15 protein-coding genes and 1 other RNA gene are annotated in these 18,083 nt (G+C 35.9%); 6 read left to right on the forward strand and 10 right to left on the reverse strand.

What is annotated here, in order from left to right:
- Positions 1-7 precede the first annotated feature (7 nt).
- Positions 8-640 (forward strand): class I SAM-dependent methyltransferase, encoded by a 633-nt coding sequence (locus tag ACZ41W_RS00185; RefSeq protein ID WP_464312873.1) that lies wholly within the window; start codon positions 8-10, stop codon positions 638-640.
- A 7-nt stretch (positions 641-647) separates the two neighbouring features.
- Here ACZ41W_RS00185 and ACZ41W_RS00190 read toward each other — a convergent pair whose 3' ends face one another.
- Positions 648-1,751 (reverse strand): agmatine deiminase family protein, encoded by a 1,104-nt coding sequence (locus ACZ41W_RS00190; RefSeq protein WP_464312874.1) that lies wholly within the window; start codon positions 1,749-1,751, stop codon positions 648-650.
- Between the two features lie 55 nt (positions 1,752-1,806).
- Positions 1,807-2,643, reverse strand: a complete 837-nt coding sequence (locus ACZ41W_RS00195) for a MerR family transcriptional regulator (RefSeq protein ID WP_464312875.1) — start codon at positions 2,641-2,643, stop codon at positions 1,807-1,809.
- A 441-nt stretch (positions 2,644-3,084) separates the two neighbouring features.
- On the opposite strand from ACZ41W_RS00195, the gene ACZ41W_RS00200 reads away from it, so the two are divergent.
- From ACZ41W_RS00200 to ACZ41W_RS00220, 5 genes are read left to right on the forward strand one after another with little or no spacing between them, the layout of a single operon-like run.
- Positions 3,085-3,306, forward strand: coding sequence for a hypothetical protein (locus ACZ41W_RS00200; RefSeq protein ID WP_464312876.1), 222 nt, complete (start codon positions 3,085-3,087; stop codon positions 3,304-3,306).
- Positions 3,307-3,357: 51 nt separating this feature from the next.
- Entirely contained in the window at positions 3,358-3,630 is a 273-nt protein-coding gene (locus ACZ41W_RS00205; RefSeq protein WP_464312877.1) for a V4R domain-containing protein, read from the forward strand.
- Complete coding sequence (locus ACZ41W_RS00210; RefSeq protein ID WP_464312878.1) at positions 3,617-4,678, forward strand: adenylate/guanylate cyclase domain-containing protein; 1,062 nt, start codon at positions 3,617-3,619, stop codon at positions 4,676-4,678. Before ACZ41W_RS00205 ends, ACZ41W_RS00210 begins: the two co-directional genes overlap by 14 nt.
- Positions 4,679-4,680: 2 nt before the next feature.
- Complete coding sequence (locus ACZ41W_RS00215; RefSeq protein ID WP_464312879.1) at positions 4,681-6,204, forward strand: HD domain-containing phosphohydrolase; 1,524 nt, start codon at positions 4,681-4,683, stop codon at positions 6,202-6,204.
- Positions 6,201-6,929 (forward strand): MBL fold metallo-hydrolase, encoded by a 729-nt coding sequence (locus ACZ41W_RS00220; RefSeq protein WP_464312880.1) that lies wholly within the window; start codon positions 6,201-6,203, stop codon positions 6,927-6,929. The genes ACZ41W_RS00215 and ACZ41W_RS00220 overlap by 4 nt, the downstream gene beginning before the upstream one ends.
- A gap of 312 nt (positions 6,930-7,241) precedes the next feature.
- On the opposite strand, the gene ACZ41W_RS00225 is transcribed toward ACZ41W_RS00220, so the two are convergent.
- From ACZ41W_RS00225 to ACZ41W_RS00260, 8 genes are all read right to left on the reverse strand, one after another.
- Positions 7,242-8,441 (reverse strand): ATP-binding protein, encoded by a 1,200-nt coding sequence (locus tag ACZ41W_RS00225; protein ID WP_464312881.1) that lies wholly within the window; start codon positions 8,439-8,441, stop codon positions 7,242-7,244.
- A 464-nt stretch (positions 8,442-8,905) separates the two neighbouring features.
- Positions 8,906-11,236 carry a hypothetical protein gene (locus tag ACZ41W_RS00230; RefSeq protein WP_464312882.1) on the reverse strand — a complete coding sequence of 777 codons (2,331 nt, stop codon included), beginning with the start codon at positions 11,234-11,236 and terminating at the stop codon, positions 8,906-8,908.
- A 77-nt stretch (positions 11,237-11,313) separates the two neighbouring features.
- Entirely contained in the window at positions 11,314-12,978 is a 1,665-nt protein-coding gene (locus ACZ41W_RS00235; protein WP_464312883.1) for a hypothetical protein, read from the reverse strand.
- Between the two features lie 70 nt (positions 12,979-13,048).
- A complete protein-coding gene (locus tag ACZ41W_RS00240) occupies positions 13,049-13,093 on the reverse strand; it encodes a hypothetical protein (protein WP_464314297.1) in 45 nt (14 codons plus the stop codon).
- 43 nt (positions 13,094-13,136) lie between these two features.
- The gene (locus ACZ41W_RS00245; RefSeq protein ID WP_464312884.1) at positions 13,137-13,412 is read right to left on the reverse strand and encodes a hypothetical protein; all 276 of its coding nucleotides are present in this window, start codon (positions 13,410-13,412) and stop codon (positions 13,137-13,139) included.
- Between the two features lie 392 nt (positions 13,413-13,804).
- Positions 13,805-14,166, reverse strand: a transfer-messenger RNA (tmRNA) gene (gene ssrA, locus ACZ41W_RS00250).
- A 56-nt stretch (positions 14,167-14,222) separates the two neighbouring features.
- Positions 14,223-14,684: an SsrA-binding protein SmpB gene (smpB, locus tag ACZ41W_RS00255; protein ID WP_464312885.1), complete on the reverse strand. Its 462-nt coding sequence runs from the start codon at positions 14,682-14,684 to the stop codon at positions 14,223-14,225.
- 208 nt (positions 14,685-14,892) lie between these two features.
- Complete coding sequence (locus tag ACZ41W_RS00260; protein ID WP_464312886.1) at positions 14,893-17,862, reverse strand: S-layer homology domain-containing protein; 2,970 nt, start codon at positions 17,860-17,862, stop codon at positions 14,893-14,895.
- Positions 17,863-18,083: the final 221 nt, after the last annotated feature.

Below are 18,083 nucleotides of genomic sequence, written 5' to 3' on the forward strand. Positions count from 1 at the left end.
TAAAATCATGGGTTATTCACATAACTTTGATTCGCGATCCTATTATGAAGAAGATTATAATAAAGAAGCTTATTTCTGGGGGATTACGCCGTCGACAATGTGCTTAAAAGTCCTTGAACTCATGCCTCCAATCAAACCTTTAAAACTTCTTGATATTGGCTGTGGAGAAGGAAAAGACGCCGTTTTTTTCGCCAGGTGTGGGTACTCGGTGAGCGCTTTTGATATTTCAGACGCGGGAATCGAGAAGACCAAACGACTAGCAGATCAAGCGAACGTCTATGTAGATGTATTTAAAGCAAATTTATGGGATTTTAGATTAGAGCAAAAATTTGATATTCTCTTTTCTAGTGGCGTACTGCATTATATTAAACCGGAGTTAAAAGAGGAAATTTTTAGTAACTATAAAGAATATACTGAAGTGAATGGTCTTAATGCCATGCACTGCTTGGTGGATAAACCCTTTATTCGACAAGTTCCTGGAAAAAAGAGCCATTCCCAACATTGGAAGTCGGGCCAACTACTGACACTCTATTCGTATTGGTATATTGAAGGAAGTGAAGAATATGTTTTTGATTGTCTATCTGGAGGGATACCACATAGACATGCTGCAAATAGAGTGTTTGCTAAAAAAATGAAATAGATTAAATCTATTTCAAAATCGCTTTTATTTTCGGCTGTTGCTGCGTAACACAGTGTATCATGCCACCATCTTTGTAAAGCTCGCGAACATCAATGCCAACTATTTTACGGGTTGGGTAGAGTTTCTGAATGAGTGCGTTCGCTTTAGTGTCATTTGGATCCTGATAATTAGGGACAAGAACGACATCGTTGGCAACATAATAATTGATATATGATCCTTTATATCCAAGATTTTCTCCGCTTTTTAAAACAACATTTCTTTGAGTGAGTGGTAAATTGATTCGTTTGTATTTTACTTTTGATGCGTTTTTAAGTTCATTTAGGCGATCTATATCCGCATCACTCAATCCCCATTCTTCTAAGTCTTGATCTTGCATGGTAATCAAAGTATGGCCATTTAAGAATTTTACAAACCCATCGATATGAAAGTCCGTTATGTCTTGCCCTTTAACACCATCAAGCCATATGACTTGTTTCACACCATAAATCTTTTTAATATTGGATTCAATTTGCTTTTCGGTCATTTTAGGATTTCGGTTCTTATTGGTAACTGAACTCCTTGTGGTAATGCATGTGCCGCTACCGTCAAATTCTACAGAACCCCCTTCTAAAATGACATGTGTCAAATTAACCCGTGGCAACTCTAATTCTTGACTCAGGTATTTTGGAATTTCAGCACATTTTTTATAAGCGGCCTTTTTTCCCCAGCCATTAAATCCCCAGTTGAGTAGTACGCTTTGACCGTTTTGATCATAAACAAAAATAGGCCCATTATCTCGAATCCAAACATCATCCGTTGGATACACATAAAAATCTACAGCACTTAAATCAACATTTGCTTCCTCTAATGCCATCTCAATTTCCACTTTTTCTTCTTCGTCATAGGCAATGATGTGTACCATTTCGCCTGTTGAGAGTGCTTTGGTCATTTGAACCCATATGGATTCTAAAGCTTCTTTGTACCCTTCGCCATAAGTGAAATTATGTGGCCACTGCAACCATGTGCCTTCATGCTCGGCATCTTCGTGAGGCATCTTATAAGGTGAAGTAGGATGAGGTGAGGGCATGAGTATCATTCCTAAAATCAGTGTAATCAATAGTTTGCTTTTCATAAAGAGTCTCCCTTCGTTTGTTACTCATAGTCTAAAGGTTGACATGATGTCAAAGTCAAGAACATTTTGAAACGCTGATGGAGATTTCCGTAATGTACTCATGTTGATTTTGAGTTAAGGAACGATCGACAAAGTATTTTTCAGAAAAAGGACCAGAAACGATATATCCCTCTTGTTTGATATAGTCAAACAAACGTATATAGGCATTATAAATGTGATCATAACTTCCGTAGTGAAGAGTAGACAAAATACATGTCTCATCACATAGTACCGTCTCAAATCCTTGAATTTTCAATGACTCAGTGATGGGCTGGTAAAATCCGAGATCGTGAAGGTGATTTTCACTAAATGATTCTAAAGCATTCGATTGTTCGAATAGATCTTCATTAAAAAACCTCAAGTAATAGCTACCAAGTAAAGCGCATGGACATTTAGTTTGTACGGATGTGATAGCAGTTTCAATAAATGCGTCTATTGCATCCGCTTGAATAAGACTTCGTTTAGTAAGGGCAAAGTAGGGTTTTCGCATCAGAAATTGTATGTCATATGGATTGGCTATTGGTGCGCTAACTGAACTAAAGTTTGCTTCAATCTCATCTATGAGCACCTCATAATCTTGAACCACTTCTTTTAGAGAACTTAATTTTTGCTTATAAAGCTGTAAATCATTCTCTAAGTGCTTTTCTAAAATCTCTTTAATTTCTTGATAGGAAAAGTGGTATTTTCTAAGTTTGTTAATTTTACAGGCGATTTCAAGCTCGTAATCGGAATAATACCGGTAGCCATTGTCATCAACCGATTTAGGTTTAAGAAGTCCCTCGTGGTCGAGGTACCTTAGCATTCTAGCAGAAATTTTGGTAATGCTTGCAAATTCACTTATTCTATATAACATTTTGCACCTCTTAAATAGTTTTAGACAAAATTTATGGCTGTTTCTCTGTTTTTGCAGGGGGCATCCATTTTGTTTTTGCGAGTGTTCTTTCATAGTTATAATACCTGAGATAGTTTTCAATCGATCCTACAAAGATTCCAAAACTATCTTATTCTTTTTCATATCCAATGTACATCTCATTTTTTTCCTCCCGAAAAAATGTTTCATCATGCAGATAGCATAACAATTTCTCTTATGAGATATTGATTTCATTCATCGAAACAACGTATTTGGGAGAATTATCTGGTATGGAGTCGAACTAGAATGCCGTTCACTCCTTGGATGGAAACGGCAGATGTTGTATTTATCTTGCTCACGAAAATGTTTTAATTGAAACTAGATTGGGTAAAATGAAAATATTCAATTTCACAACTAATTTGCCCTCAAGGTTAAGGAGGTATTATGTTTAAAGAGTCGAGAGAAAATCCATTATTTACTTGGGACTTCATAGGCGATGTGAAAACTGGACGTCCAAACTTAGGGGAGTCCTTGCCTGTAGATGTCTATCGTTTAATGCAGTTCACATTGAGAGACACAATGATTCAATACGTTGGTGTTGAAGTAGCAAATCAGGTTTTTTTCAATGCTGGTAAAGCGGCTGGCATAGAACTTTATAAGAACTAGTTGACGTCTCATGCTACTTTTGGTTATTTTATTAACGAAATTCAAGAGGTCATGAAAACTCTAAAAATAGGCATTTTAAGAGTTGAAGAAGCCAACTTGGATAGAATGCACTTTGTTCTGACGGTGGCTGAAGATCTTGATTGTTCTGGACTTCCCATGATCGATGAACAAATATGTACATATGACGAAGGATTTATCGCTGGTTTATTATACGCTCAGACGGGACAAGAGTTCAGTGTAAAAGAAGTCGACTGTTGGTGTTCTGGAGACCGTGTATGTCGTTTCGAAGTCAATCTACTGAGGGATGTCTATGCTAACGGTTAAGAAAGAACAGCTCGAACAATTGACTGAGGGGCTGTATCGCTTAGGCAAAGGTCTTTCGGTATCTCCTTTAGTTCTCCCAGAAGAACATCCAGATGACGAATTAAGCCAACTTTACCAGTATTTCAATACTTTTCTGGAGAATCAGAATCAAGTAAATGATTTTATTTATGCATTGTCTAAAGGTGATCTGAGCTATCAACCTCCTAAAGGTACAAGTGCCATACTTCAGCCGTTTAAAAACCTCCAGTCGAGTTTAAAACACCTAACATGGGTGACAACTCAAGTTGCAGCAGGGGATTTTAATCATCAGGTCGACTTTATGGGTGAATTTTCTAAAGCTTTTAACGAGATGACCAAACAACTTCAAGACGCTTTTGAAGAAATCAAGGTGGCAAATGAAGTCATTCAAAAGGATAAAAATCGTATAAGAGATTTACTTAGCAACGTTTTGCCTGAAGCAACCATCGCTGAGCTGGAGTCAACTGGCATTAGTGCACCTCAGGCATTTGACGATGTGGTCGTTTTCATGTCCGATATTACTAACTTCACTAAAGCGTCCTCTGAAATCGATCCGGTTATGTTAATTGATGAATTAAATAGCCTTTTTTCGGAATTTGATAATATTACTGCTCATTATTCTGGTGAAAGAATCAAAACCATAGGTGATGCCTACATGGCAGTTTGGGGAATGCACAACAAACTTGACAACCCTGCTGAATTTGCAGTTGATGCCGCCTTAAAAATGATTGACTTCTTGAAAGAACGAAATGCACTTTGGCCACTCAAATGGGAAATGCGTATCGGTATTCATGTTGGAAGCGTCGTTGGAGGTGTCGTAGGGAACACTAAATTTATTTTTGATATCTTCGGGGATACAGTGAATATGGCATCCCGATTAGAATCCCATTCTGATCCGATGAAAATTAATCTCACGACCGAAATGGTCTCATTAATCGACAGAACCCACCATTCAGAATACAGGGGAATCTATGACGTAAAAGGTAAAGGTAAATGTGAAATGTATTTTGTCACTTCCAGAAAGGAGTAAAAATGTTTAATGACATTCATTCCAATGATCGTGCAATCCAACTTGAAACACTACTTGATAAAATCAAACACCTCGGAATATTACTGTCAGCTGAAAAAGACTCTGAAAAGTTGATTCGAATTATTTTAGAAGAAAGTGTTAACATAATTGGTTGTGACGCAGGGAGCATTTATATACTGGATGCGGCTCCTTGTTTAAGATTTAAAGCTTCTGTCAATTTATCAAGAAAAGTCGATTTTGAAGCGTTTAGCATCCCGATTAATCATGACAGCATCTCTGGTTATTGTGCAGAAACAGGTGAAACAGTCATCCTTAATAACCTTCATGATTACAAAAATTCCAAGCAAATGAAACATGATTCATCCTTCGACAAAATCGCAGATTATCATACCGTCAATATGATGGTCATCCCAATGAAAGACATCCACAATGAAGTTTTAGGAGTCCTTCAGTTAATTAACAAAAAACGAAATCCTACCGCATTATTGTATTCAGAAGATGACTTTTCAAATGAAATCATTCCGTTTGATGAAGATGAAGCAAGCTTGATTCTGGCCATATCCTCGCAAGCGGGAATGTTAATCGAACGGAGTAAACTACATAAAAATATTGAAGACCTGTTTTACAATTTTGTACGTAGCATGGTCCTACTTATTGATAAGCGAGATCCTTGCACTGCAGGTCACTCCATACGTGTTGCGGAGATTACCGAAAAATTTATCAAACGAATTTCAGAAACGCCCCAGTTCCCATTTGAAAACATATATTATACTGCAGACCAACAGAAAGAAATCTATTATGCCGCCTTACTTCACGACATCGGTAAGATTGGGGTAAACGAACAACTACTTTCAAAGCGAACTAAACTCGATAAAAATCAAATGGCTTATCTAAAGTTGAGATTTAAATATATAAAAGGGATTATTGAACAAAAAAGGACCTCTGATAGCCATTCAAATGTCGATCAGTTGACAGGTGAAGAAATCGATAAATTATATGCGTTTATTGATGGCGTCAATGAAAAGAATTGTTTGGAAGAAACTGAAATTGAAAGGATTCGTCAATTAGGAAATCACATTATTGAAGATTTTGATGGTGAGCAAATTACGTTGTTAACAGCGGATGAAATTGAAAGTTTATCCATCCGATGTGGAAATTTAACGTACAATGAACGAGAAAAAATGATGTCTCATCCGGTACATACTTTCGAAATATTAAATCAGCTCAATTGGACAAAAGATTTAGAGCGGTTACCATTAATCGCTTCTGCGCATCATGAAAAGATCGATGGCAGTGGTTATCCTCATCATTTAAGTCGCATGGACATTCCTTTTGAGAGCAAAATTCTAGCCATTGCCGATATTTACGAGGCTCTCACTGCTGAGGATCGTCCTTATCGTAGAGGGATGACTCACGATGATGCACTGAAAGTATTAATTCAAGAAGCGACACTTAAACATTTGGATAAGGATTTGGTTGATTTTTTTATAACTGAACGTGTTTATGAAAAGGAGAACACATTTTGATTTTTTCTGGTGTTGGAAACGCATTTAATACTGAAATGGGAAATACGAGTGCTTATTTGAGAAAAATAAACGACTTAATATTAATTGACTGTGGCAGTTCTGTCTTTAAGGCGATGAAAGAGCACAAACTACTCGACAATTTAGAGCGCATGAGCGTAATCATCACACATACACATCCGGATCACATTGGAAGTCTAGGAGATTTAATTTTTTATGCAAATTTTATCTTAAACTTTCAGCCAACCATCATCTACCCAGAAAAATTGATGATGACGGAATATCTTAAAATCATGGGGGTAGAACCTCATCACTACAAATTAATTTCACAAGAGGATGTGCGTCTATCTGAGGGACAATTCGATAATTTTTGTTTTACGTTTTACAAAACACCTCATGTGGACGTGATACCATCATATGGTATTCATTTTAATTATAATGGGGACTCAATCTACTATAGTGGCGACTCTAATACTATCCCAACTGAGATTCGTCGTGCATTTTTAAATAAAACGATCGATAGAATCTATCAGGATATTTCGAGTTCTACAGCAAGTAACAGTGTCCATTTATTGTTAACGCAATTGAACGCCTTTATTCCAATGGCCGAAAGACAACGCGTTTATTGCATGCATTTCGAAAGTGAAGCGGCTACCTTAGAAGTACAACAAAATGGATATCAGATTGTAAGACCATTTAATCCCCTCGATTCAGAAATTTCTTTATAAAAATAGTTGAAATTTAATCACGTGTTTTTTTTATATTCCTTCGGACGAGCCTCCACCAAAAAAAAGAAAGGCCCATGCATAATCATGGACCTTTCTTTTTTTGGTGGAGATGGAGCGTTATTATTTCATTTATATTAATAATAACATCCTGTATTTTTGAATTTGTTAATTTGGCATTCTCTCCATGACCATTGAGCCATTAACCTCTTTGATTATTTTCTCAATATTTCTCATGAATACACACCACCTTTTACTTAGATTATACCGCATCACACTCAATTAATCGTTTATCCGTTCGTGTATGATCTTTGTTTAAAATTGCTCCATCAATAAAAAATCTCTTATATTCATATGCTTGATACCATTTCTGCCTCTATCGATTTCATCCATTGAAACAACATATTTGGGGTAGTTATCTGGTATTGATTCGAGAACTGAAAACTCTCTTTCCACTGTTTCAGCAGAAGCGAGCAAATAAGACACTTGAATATAGACTCTAGAATTTCCCATTAATGCAACAAAGTCCACTTCGTTATTAGCATTTTTCCCTATACGTACATCATAGCCCCTGCCAAGCAATTCCATATAGATGATATTCTCTAGGGTTTGATTGATGTCGCGCATATTGTTACCAAATACCGCTTCGCGAATCCCATGATCCGCTATATATATTTTTTCCTGAAATTGCAGTAACTTTTTCCCCATCAAATCTTCTCTTTGAACCAAATGCAAAAAACAGGCCGCTTTACAATAGTCTATATAATTATAAATGGTTTCTGTTGAAACGCTTCGCAATTCATTTTTTAGATATTTAGATACGTTAGAAGATGAAAATGTATTGCCTATATTGGCTATAAAGAATTGAATCATTCTCTTCAACAGTTCAATGTCTCTTACCTTATTTCGAGTCGCAATATCTTTCAAAATAATTGAATCATAAATATCACTCAAATACTGCATCGCGCTATGATCATCAATAGGAAACTGATAGAGAAATGGCATTCCGCCTCTAGTGAGATAAATTTGAAATATCTCTTGCTTGCTTTTTTGAGGGAAAAAACTGAGTATTTCTTTATATGAAAAAGGATAAATCTTCACTTCTACATATCTGCCTGCCAAATAAGTCGCAAGCTCACCTGATAATAATTTAGCATTAGATCCAGTTATATAAATGTCTGCATCAAAATCAATCATGATTGCATTAATCATTGTTTCCCAACCATCAAGTTCTTGTATCTCGTCAAAAAAAAGATAAACTTTCTGATTTAGTTCATTGGCTTTTGTTTTGATATATTCATAGATTCCTTCAATTGTAATCTCAAATGGATTTTTCTTACTTTCAAGATTGATTGAGATGAATAATTCTTGATTAATGCCTTGCTGAATCAATTCTTTTTGAATAAGCTCTAACATGACGGATTTTCCTGAACGACGTATGCCCGTTAATACTTTGATAATAGGCTGATTCATGAAGGGGCGAATTTTTGACATGTATTGTTCTCTAAAAATCATTTTCGACACATCCTTTCTCATAGTCTTTAAATTCAATCTAACTCATTTATATCGAAAAGTCAATTAAATAAAATGATATTCTTTCGGTATATCGAAAACGTTTTTTAAAACTGAACTCATTTTTTAAATCCATGTTGCCAATTGCAAACTTCGTTTGCTTCGGACGAGTCTACACCAACGCAAGAAAAGCTTCCTAAATTGTCCTAGCACTTACATACGGGAGTCGCTCCGCACGTTCGCTGCCTTCTCGGCGCAGCTCACATGCTATCACGCCAGGGCCTAAAAAATGTCCCCCGGACATTTTTCTTAACGGCCCGTTCGACTCCCTCCATCTCCACCATAAAAAAAATACCACCTTTTAGGGGTGGCATTTTTTTTATGTATACCCCGAACAAGAAAGCTAACGTTTAAAAGTCAGCTTTCTAGCTTGTATCCATAAATGATTTAACACAAGTCAAAAATTATCACTTTTTCTTTTTTCTTTTTTTCTTAGATCCTTTTTTTCGTTGAAATGGTTTAATTGCTAATGGCCTTGTTTCAGTATTAAGAGCTTTTTCTATTTCTTGTCCATATGGATTTTTCGTTAAAATTTGATCAATTATTGCATATGGATAATCATCTTCAAATATTTCAAATACCTTTGGAAAAGCTTCTAAACATTCATTATATGGTGATGTAGTTATTGGATTTTCTAAATACTGTTTGAACTCATTTATAGTTGGAGAGGAGCCTTTCCAGAGTTTTTTTGTATTTAAAACATTTTTGTCATGAACATTCACGACTTTTACTACTGGGTTAACAAAGAATTTTAGAAGGGTAGACTTATCAACAATCCTTATTCCTTCACCGTATATCAAATTAGTGAAATCAAAAATGTTTGTACAGGCCAACTTAACTATTTTATCATCATCAAATGGATCATCTGGTAAGTCAATATTAACTAATGTTTTTATTTTATCCCAGTCCGTCCTCAGTATTCGACATCTTCTTTCGATTTGATCAACTGCTTGTTTAATAGTTTTCTTACATTCTGAATGTCGTTTATCACTATATGGAACAGTCATAGCTTTAAATTCCCATAGTAATAGATGATTATCAAAAGTACCTATAAAATCAAATTCAATGTCTTTTCCATCAGAAGCAACGAAATCAATTTTATTTGTGTTTACTTTTATTTCACTAAAATGTCTCAATACGAACTTAATTTCATTTTCAAAATCAGTTCCAATTTTAGCGATATTAACTTCGTAATTACTTAGTAACATTTCGACAATTCTCTCAATATTCATTTGCTGAATTAAAGCAGCAGAGAAAACTATATGCTCAGGATTTACACAGATTAGTGGCCTAGAGAAAATATCGCTTTCACCTTTAATTCCAGGTTTGAAAGTAAAGTAATTAATAAGTTTTAATGACTCAATCTTACTATATCCATAATATCTTATTAAACAATCAATCAAATAATTAATTGATACAATTGGACACAAATATTTATACCAAGTTTCATCCTCTTGCTTAAAGTTATCATAGATATTTCTAGTATAGCATTCAGCTAATACATATAGCAGCTCTATCACCTTAAAGAGTTGTTCTAATTTCACTCCATCAATAGTTAAATCAAAATAATGTTTATGCATATTAGTTGAATACGCATTTATAAGAGGCTTATAGCTTTCTACAGCCTTGAAATAATCAGATTCATTGATTGAGAACAGCGTTAATATATCATCCTTATTAATCTCTTTAGAAATATGTGAAATCGTTGCATTTTTTTTTAACGCTTCTCCTGAAGTATTCATCTTAAATATTTCAATCATTAATAAGTATTGCCGTCTATTTGATGCGATTATATGTTGTTTATATTCTTTTTGATTCTTTGGCATAAAAACATAAGTTTCCTGTATTTCGTTTTTATCCAAAACTACATTCCATTGTGAATACTTGAATTTTTCCCATGTTTTAATCAAAAGATTTCTCTGTACGGATAGGTGTGTTATTAGCTCTAAAGAAGGAACTTCAATATGTGTAATATCACCATGTTCAGGCTTTGTCACAATTTCAAAGTCTTTTTTCTTTTTAGAATACAGGTATCGAATCAAAATATCAAAGGCTTCTACAATACCTTCAAAATTGTCCTCAAATGAAACTAGCATATTCGGGTTATTATTTGGAGTATTATTTGATACAGCAGATTCCATCCCTGTGAAAAACCCTTGTTTTTTTATATCTTTATCTTTTAAATCTTGCACTAATCTGCTTTGATCTTGTAGAAAGATAAATAACATTCTAATTTGCTCAGACAAAGTAAATTTCATAAATTCACATTTATTGAGTTTTTCTGTATTTCTCATATTATTATGATTAAAAAAAGTAAATGCTAAGTAAAGTTCTTGCAACTCTTTCAGAAAATCCGATGGATAATCTTTTTCTTTTGCTAAGTTAAAAGCTCTCGTGATTATCAAAATGCTGAATTCGTGAATATCCTGATTATACTTATATCCAAGCGGATCAGGAAAACATTCACTCAATAAAACTGCTTTTCTAAAACTGGTTTCATGTTCGTCATAGATTACAAGTAATAACTCACTACATTTAATAGGCTTTCTTTCCAAATAAAATTCTTTGAAAAGTTTTATTGGATCTTTATCATCAATACATAAATCGAAATCTAATGTTTTTAACTCGTTATATTCATATTGGCTGATCTCACCATTTTTTAGCTTTTGATCTAGTATTCTTATTGCTTCATCCAATTTAATCTTTAAATCATCAAACTTGTCTTCCCATTTATTCATTACAATTGACTCCTTCAGTAGCATACCCCATTTTGAAAGCAAAAGAGTGCTGTAGTATAATTCTAGGCTATAGTTATTTATCTACTTTTGTTCATTTCGTAATAATGATAAAAAGCACTATTTACAATCCCCGTAAGTAGCCACAATAATTGTAGTGAAAGTCCCTTGTTCAAATCCTTTGAATTCATAGAGTTCCAGTGCGCTAAATTATTTCTAATATTCTTTCCGATTCTTTCTTTACCATCGTTATGTAAGAAATAACGTAAGCATTGGATATGATTTTCGCCAAGAATATTTGTAAGAACTAAGTTGCTCTTATCAAGTAGTTTACCAAGGGTGACCTGCTCATCACTAATATATTGAAAACTCATATTTTCTTTAATATATATTTCACGCAATAATTTTTCCGAAAACCCACTAGCAAACATTGACAATCCATAGCATACACTCTGTAGTAAAACGATATCTTCTTCCTCAACATTATGAAATACATCTAGGGTGAACTGAAAGAGTATTTTCATATCATCATCAAAACCCTTTTCAATGATATCAATATTTAAAATGTCACAGATATATTTAACGAAGGTCTTAAAGTAACTAAAGTAATCATTAATTTTTCCAGCGTCAAAAATATAGAGTTTGAATTGTTCCATTGCAAATACATTGCAGATACTTAAATCTCTTAATCTAGAAGCTGTCCAGTACTCATTCGTACTAATATTTGTTGATGCAATTATATCCGTCAACCCTGGTACAGAGTTTCTAATTGTGCTCTCAAAGAAATGTTCAAGTTTTTTATGTTCGTGGTTAGTAGAGTGTGTCAGAGACATCATTTTTGCTTCCCATTCAATCTCTGAATTCATCGTTTTTGCGAACTGATCAATTGGGGCTTCATAGCTGAATGAATGTCCATTCTCTAAAAGCCAACTATTAACTAAATCATCAATTTTTCTTAACTCAGCTTCAAATTCATACGCGTGTGGCGATTTAATATCTTTAAAGAAATCTTTTATCACTTTAATTATTGATTGAGATTCAATCGCTTTATTTATATCTGTTCCATTAACGACATCTCGTCCATACTTAAGCACATTATTATGGAACTCTTCGCAAATTCCAGCTAAGTCGTCTATACCAATAATCGACTTAACAATTTTTAAAATATCCACTAAACGATAATCAATGTTCTTGTAAAAAATTTCTTCTGATAACATGAAAGCTAATAAGACTTTTCTTTTCTTAAAAGTTGTCTGAATTTCGTTAAAGCTATCAATAATTAAATGACTTTTGTTTGCTATAAGACAGCTAAAAGTTTCATCTTTAATACCTGACGAAAATTTAGCACAAATTGAGATTGTAGAAGAGACTAATTCGCTATTATTTTCAGTTGTACAAATTGACTCAATACTATTATTAATAAATTCAATTACCGCTTTGTTTGTATATTTACTGAAAATAGTCGTAAAGGTATCTACACTACTCATAAATTCAGCTTGTCTATCTGTAACAATATGGGGAGTGATTTCTGAGTACCTTGAAAGCTTACGAATGAACAAATAGTTAATATACTCATCGATCGAAGATAACGAATTAAACGGCAAACATTTGTAATAATTGCATATCAGTGATGACTTTTCAAAGATCATCGAGATATCTATATTAGTTGCATAATCTCCAATCCCATAATAAGAGAGGTTTGTGCGGATACCTTCATTTGAAAGTTCACTTAAAATATTACTCATTACATATCCTCCCTTTAACGTCATATTACCATTATACACTAATGCTAAATTTTCTCATATTACACAATTACTATCTAACTCCATATAGTCTTTCCATAGCGCTCTTTGTTATCAACCAAACTTTGCCGCTTTTCTTATAGTCTGATCCACTAATAAGGTCAGCACTTGTTACTCGGATCGATACCCCAGACTTCTGCAGCTTCTGAAAAAGTGTAAATTTCAGAAATAGGATTAGTGGAAGGGAGCGTAGTAACCGGCATAATTTCTATATGGTGAATTTTTATATTCGAACTATCAAGTCCATCAAACAACATAACATCTGCAGCTTTAATGTTTGTGACTTTACCAGTCAGATTTCTGCCATTTATGTTTCTGATTGTTATTTTGTCGCCTTTTTGAATAGTTATCTCAATTTGCTTTTGTCTCTTTCCCACCGTTTTTACCTCTCTTCTCGAAAACGTGAATTTATAACTAATTATATCTTCCTAAAATCTAAAAAACCTCTGGGCAAGAGTTCAACTCCCCCCAAAGGTTAAATGTTAGCTCACTTTTGAGCATTATTATTTTGAAAAGAAAAAAGCCAAGAGAGCTTGATTTAACTGGCGCTTGCATGCCTCGGAAGAGTCTACACCAACGCATGAAAAGTTTCCCACATACTTACATACGGGAGTCGCTCCGCACGTTCGCTGCCTTCTCGGCGCAGCTCACATGCTATCACGCCAGGGCCTAAAAAATGTCCCCCGGACATTTTTCTTAACGGCCCGTTCGCCCCCCTCCATCTCCACCATAAAAAAAATACCACCTTTTAGGGGTGGCATTTTTTTTATGGTGGAGATGGAGGGAGTCGAACCCTCGTCCAAAAACAATTTACTTTCACTTTCTCCGAGCGCAGTCGTTAATTAAGGTTTCGCCATGTCTCACGAGTAACGACGCTCAAGCTACATGGCTATTTCTATTGTACCGCTAATTCAGATTAGAAAAGCATCTTTCATAGGGACCTCAGCAGGGGTTGGTCAAGCTCTAGGCGGCTGAGATAAGGCCCAAAGGTGACGCTGCAATTAAGCAGCTAATGCAAAATTTTCGTTTGCGTTTGTGTTTAGTAATCCAGTTCTTTAACGAGTACCCCAGATCAAGAAACTCGGCTCGCTTATAAAAGCTCATCATCCCTGTCGAAACCAGTACATCCCCATGTTAAAAGTGTGTATGGGTGTGGTGTATGGTAGAGTAGAGAAGGGAAGTCCTTTCTACTGATTATACGCTTTGATGGCCTTTTGCATATGCCTTTCAGCATCTTTCTTTGCCATGGTATCGCGCTTGTCATAGAGCTTTTTACCTTTTGCAACAGCCAGCTGCATCTTCATCAAACCACGTTCGTTGATGTAGACCTTTAGAGGAACTAAGGTATAACCTTCGCGCGTTGTGAAGTTCAGTAGCTGAGCGATTTCGCGTTTGTGGAGAAGGAGTTTTCGTACGCGAAGTGGATCTTGATTGTATCGATTGCCAAAATCATAAGGTGTTACATTCATCCCAAGAACAAACACTTCACCGTTTTTTATTTCAGCATAAGATTCTTTGATGCTCACTTTTCCGCCGCGAATGGACTTAACTTCTGTACCAAACAGCTCTAATCCTGCTTCATAAGTCTCTTCAATGAAGTAGTCATGCCAGGCTTTTTTATTTTGTGCAAGTAATTTCATCTCGGCCATAACATGCCTCCTTTCAAATCAACTGTAAGAATTTGTGTTGCTTACCTATTGTAGCATAGTAAAACGAGTGCTTCAACGTCAAACTGTAACTGTAATCTAAATTTAACTGAAAACACGCTACAAGGATAAGTTTTGACAATTGTTTTAACGTCGAATAAAACGCCTCTACAACCCTAAAAGTGAGTCGTAGAGGCGTTATTATTAGATTTTAGTCTGTGAGCTCAGTGACGTTTAAAATATTTTGAATTGCAGCTAATGCTTCTGCATGAGTCAGAGGTGCTTTAAAATCATAAGAGCCATCTGTACGACCGACGAATACTTTCGCATCTAAGACGCTTTGGATAAATGATTTTGCCCATGGCGCAACGGTGGATAAATCAACTTTAATAGGAGTTTTATCAACAGCTTGATATTGTGCCACAGCCAATGCTTTTGCATACATCGTCATTGCTTCTTCACGAGTAAGAGGTGCATCCGGTTTAAATGTGCCATCTGTGTATCCATTGATAATATCCCATTCGTTTGCAATAGAGATTGCAAGTGCGTGCTCAGAAGTTTTTGAAACATCTGAAAATGGAAGTTGAATGGTGTGATCTGCGCGATAAAGTCCAAGTGCTCTTACTAAATACTCAGCCAACTCAGCTCTTGTTATAACCGCATTCGCCTTAAACGAATCTGGTGTCGCGATAATTAAACGAGATGCCAGATTGTTGACGATGGATTCTGCCCAGTGACCTGAGATGCCTTTTACTTTAACGCTGTTATGGATCACAGCATACGCTGAATTTGTAAGGGAGTTGATACGAGCGTACTGTTTACCGTCTTTTGTAAAGACATACGTTGGAACGTGAGAGTAAGTGTGATCACTATTGAACACGATACCTGTGGTGATGTCTGCATTTGCAGGGAGTTCAAATGTTCTTTCAACATATTGAGTAAATGTACCAATAGGAACTTCCTTGACCGTACCGTCTGCAGTTGTTACTTTTGCCAAAACATTGAATTCAGTTGCAGGGAACAAGATTTCGCTATTGTTTGACTGAACGGATCCGGCTAACATATTTTGTTGCGAAGTTGGGAGAAGTTCCATGACAATTTCAAATTGAATGGATTTCATTTGATCTGCTGATATACTCAATTGACTTGCTATTGAGGCGATTGACAATTCTTCTGCTGGGAGGTTGTATGTTGTGTCGCCGCGTTTAATGAGAATATCGAAGTCGTTGTCATTCAATTTTTGGACGATATCGCCAGTTAATGCGACCACAGCTTTTGCAGCAGTGGTATCGACAACAGTGATTTCAACTAAATTCCGCTCAGTTTCACTTCCTGTTTTTATAGCATTTTCAATCATTTGATCAATGGTTCGCGCAATCACCGAAACTTCAACCGTTGTGACACCGTCTTGAACACTTTTTACTTCTATCCCAATGGGTTGTTCTTCACCATTGACTTTGACAATTGTATTTGATTTCGGTTCGGTTGTTTTATCCGGTTCTGGAGTTGGTTCGACAACTGGTGGAGCATTGCCGACGATCACATTGACAGATGCCTTCATATTACTTGGATTGAGGAATGCATTTGAATTTAATGTGCCTGTAATCACGTAGACACCTGGCGAAGTCGCCACATAATCCGGTGTTGGATTTCCCCAAATCACAGGAACTTGTAGTGTTGTAGAATCACTTAAATGGACACCTGCTTGACTAGGTAAAACGATTGTATTATAGGCAGTACCATACGCCACCGAGATGTCAGTTATTGGATCAATGGAGATGACGTGTGGCGTTGTAACCTCAGCAACGACGACATTTACTTGAGCCGTTACATTATTTGGATTGCCAACATTTGCACCGACAGAGAAAGTGCCAGTAAACACATAAGTCCCAGCAACTGAGCCATCATATGGAGGTGTGCCATTATCCCAAGTTACATTGACTGTATCGGATGTAATATTACTTAACTGAATGATTGCGGTACTCGGTAAGTTGAGGTCTGCTAGTAGTGTACCGTTAGCAACGTTAATATTCTCAATTGCTGCAGTGCTTAACACGCGTAAAATATTATTTTTAACGGGAACATTTGAAAAATTCTTGAATTCTGTCGCACTGCCTGAAACGGTTAAATTATTGGTACCTGTCTTCGCATAGTGAACTTTGACAGAACTTTCAAGAGGCGAAATAGGGGCGTCTAGAGAAATGGTGATAACAGCGCCTGAGGTAGTGACTGCGGTAACATTTGGATTCGTAGCGACGCCTGTAATGGAGAAAGCAGCAGGATCAGCGACTGTTCCTGCGATGTCTTTGTTCATTGTGAGTTTAATTGTTGTTTTGTCAAGTGTTTCAGTATAACCCACTAGGCATTTTACAGCTGAACTTGATTCGGTGAAGTAAATATATCCATCGACGTCAACTGCGACGCCCCATGGTGTAAATGTACCTGTGCTATAAGTCGTAACTAGGGTACCATTACTATCCAGTTTTGTAACCAATCGACCAGTTGATACAACATAGAAATAGCCATCATCCGCAAGTGTTATACCTTGAGCGCCGGTGATGTTAGTTGCAAAATCAGTTGTAGTGCCATCAGGTGTTATTTTGATGACTTTATTATTATAGCGATCAGTGGCATATAAATTGTCGTTGGCATCAATTGTGAGGCCAATTAATGAGCTAGTTTGAAGTCCAGATTTTAAGGTCGTAAAATTGGATCCATCTAAATCCATTTTGTAGATGGTTCCAGTACTATAACCAATTGCGAATAATTTATCCGAAGAGTCTTTTACAATGCCAGTTAATATCCCCATTCCTGAGTTTTTAACGACAGTAACAGTCCCATCGGGGGCAATTTTTTTTACAGCAGAACCAGAGTGTTCAGCAACATATAAGTTACCACTAGCATCAAAAGTCATACCAATCGGTTGATTTAACCCAGACGCAAAAGTGGTTTTATTCTGACCGTCTATATCCATTTTAATAATGACATTACCTGAATATTCAGTGACATACAGCTTGCCATCAGGCCCTTTGATGACATTTATTGGAAATTGGTGCCCAGTAGAAATATCCATACCTGAATAGGGCATCGTATCCGCGTATGAAAGTGACATTGGAACTATCGTTAGGCCGAAAACTAACGCAAAAATAAGAAAAATACTCATCGTTCTTTTACTGTTCATTGTAAACTCCTCCTTATGCAACCATTACTCAATGATATCTGAGTTACTTTTACCATTTTTTTTGTGAATCTATCAAATACTTTCTGGTGGAGACTATTTTCTATTCGTGAGTGTCTATGTTTTCAACCACATGTGTCAAATTTGAAAATGTGAAGGATTGGAATATCTAAAAAAAAACACGGCTCCATCCAAAGGAGAATCCGTGTTTTTTTAATAAAGTC

Source organism: Fusibacter fontis, from assembly GCF_055378735.1.

What these genes read in the sequence shown, in the direction of transcription:
- ACZ41W_RS00185 (WP_464312873.1), top strand. Translation starts at nt 8, where the DNA reads ATGGGTTATTCACATAACTTTGATTCGCGATCCTATTATGAAGAAGAT.
- ACZ41W_RS00190 (WP_464312874.1), bottom strand. Translation starts at nt 1,751, where the DNA reads ATGAAAAGCAAACTATTGATTACACTGATTTTAGGAATGATACTCATG.
- ACZ41W_RS00195 (WP_464312875.1), bottom strand. Translation starts at nt 2,643, where the DNA reads ATGTTATATAGAATAAGTGAATTTGCAAGCATTACCAAAATTTCTGCT.
- ACZ41W_RS00200 (WP_464312876.1), top strand. Translation starts at nt 3,085, where the DNA reads ATGTTTAAAGAGTCGAGAGAAAATCCATTATTTACTTGGGACTTCATA.
- ACZ41W_RS00205 (WP_464312877.1), top strand. Translation starts at nt 3,358, where the DNA reads ATGAAAACTCTAAAAATAGGCATTTTAAGAGTTGAAGAAGCCAACTTG.
- ACZ41W_RS00210 (WP_464312878.1), top strand. Translation starts at nt 3,617, where the DNA reads ATGCTAACGGTTAAGAAAGAACAGCTCGAACAATTGACTGAGGGGCTG.
- ACZ41W_RS00215 (WP_464312879.1), top strand. Translation starts at nt 4,681, where the DNA reads ATGTTTAATGACATTCATTCCAATGATCGTGCAATCCAACTTGAAACA.
- ACZ41W_RS00225 (WP_464312881.1), bottom strand. Translation starts at nt 8,441, where the DNA reads ATGATTTTTAGAGAACAATACATGTCAAAAATTCGCCCCTTCATGAAT.
- ACZ41W_RS00230 (WP_464312882.1), bottom strand. Translation starts at nt 11,236, where the DNA reads ATGAATAAATGGGAAGACAAGTTTGATGATTTAAAGATTAAATTGGAT.
- ACZ41W_RS00235 (WP_464312883.1), bottom strand. Translation starts at nt 12,978, where the DNA reads ATGAGTAATATTTTAAGTGAACTTTCAAATGAAGGTATCCGCACAAAC.
- smpB (WP_464312885.1), bottom strand. Translation starts at nt 14,684, where the DNA reads ATGGCCGAGATGAAATTACTTGCACAAAATAAAAAAGCCTGGCATGAC.
- ACZ41W_RS00260 (WP_464312886.1), bottom strand. Translation starts at nt 17,862, where the DNA reads ATGAACAGTAAAAGAACGATGAGTATTTTTCTTATTTTTGCGTTAGTT.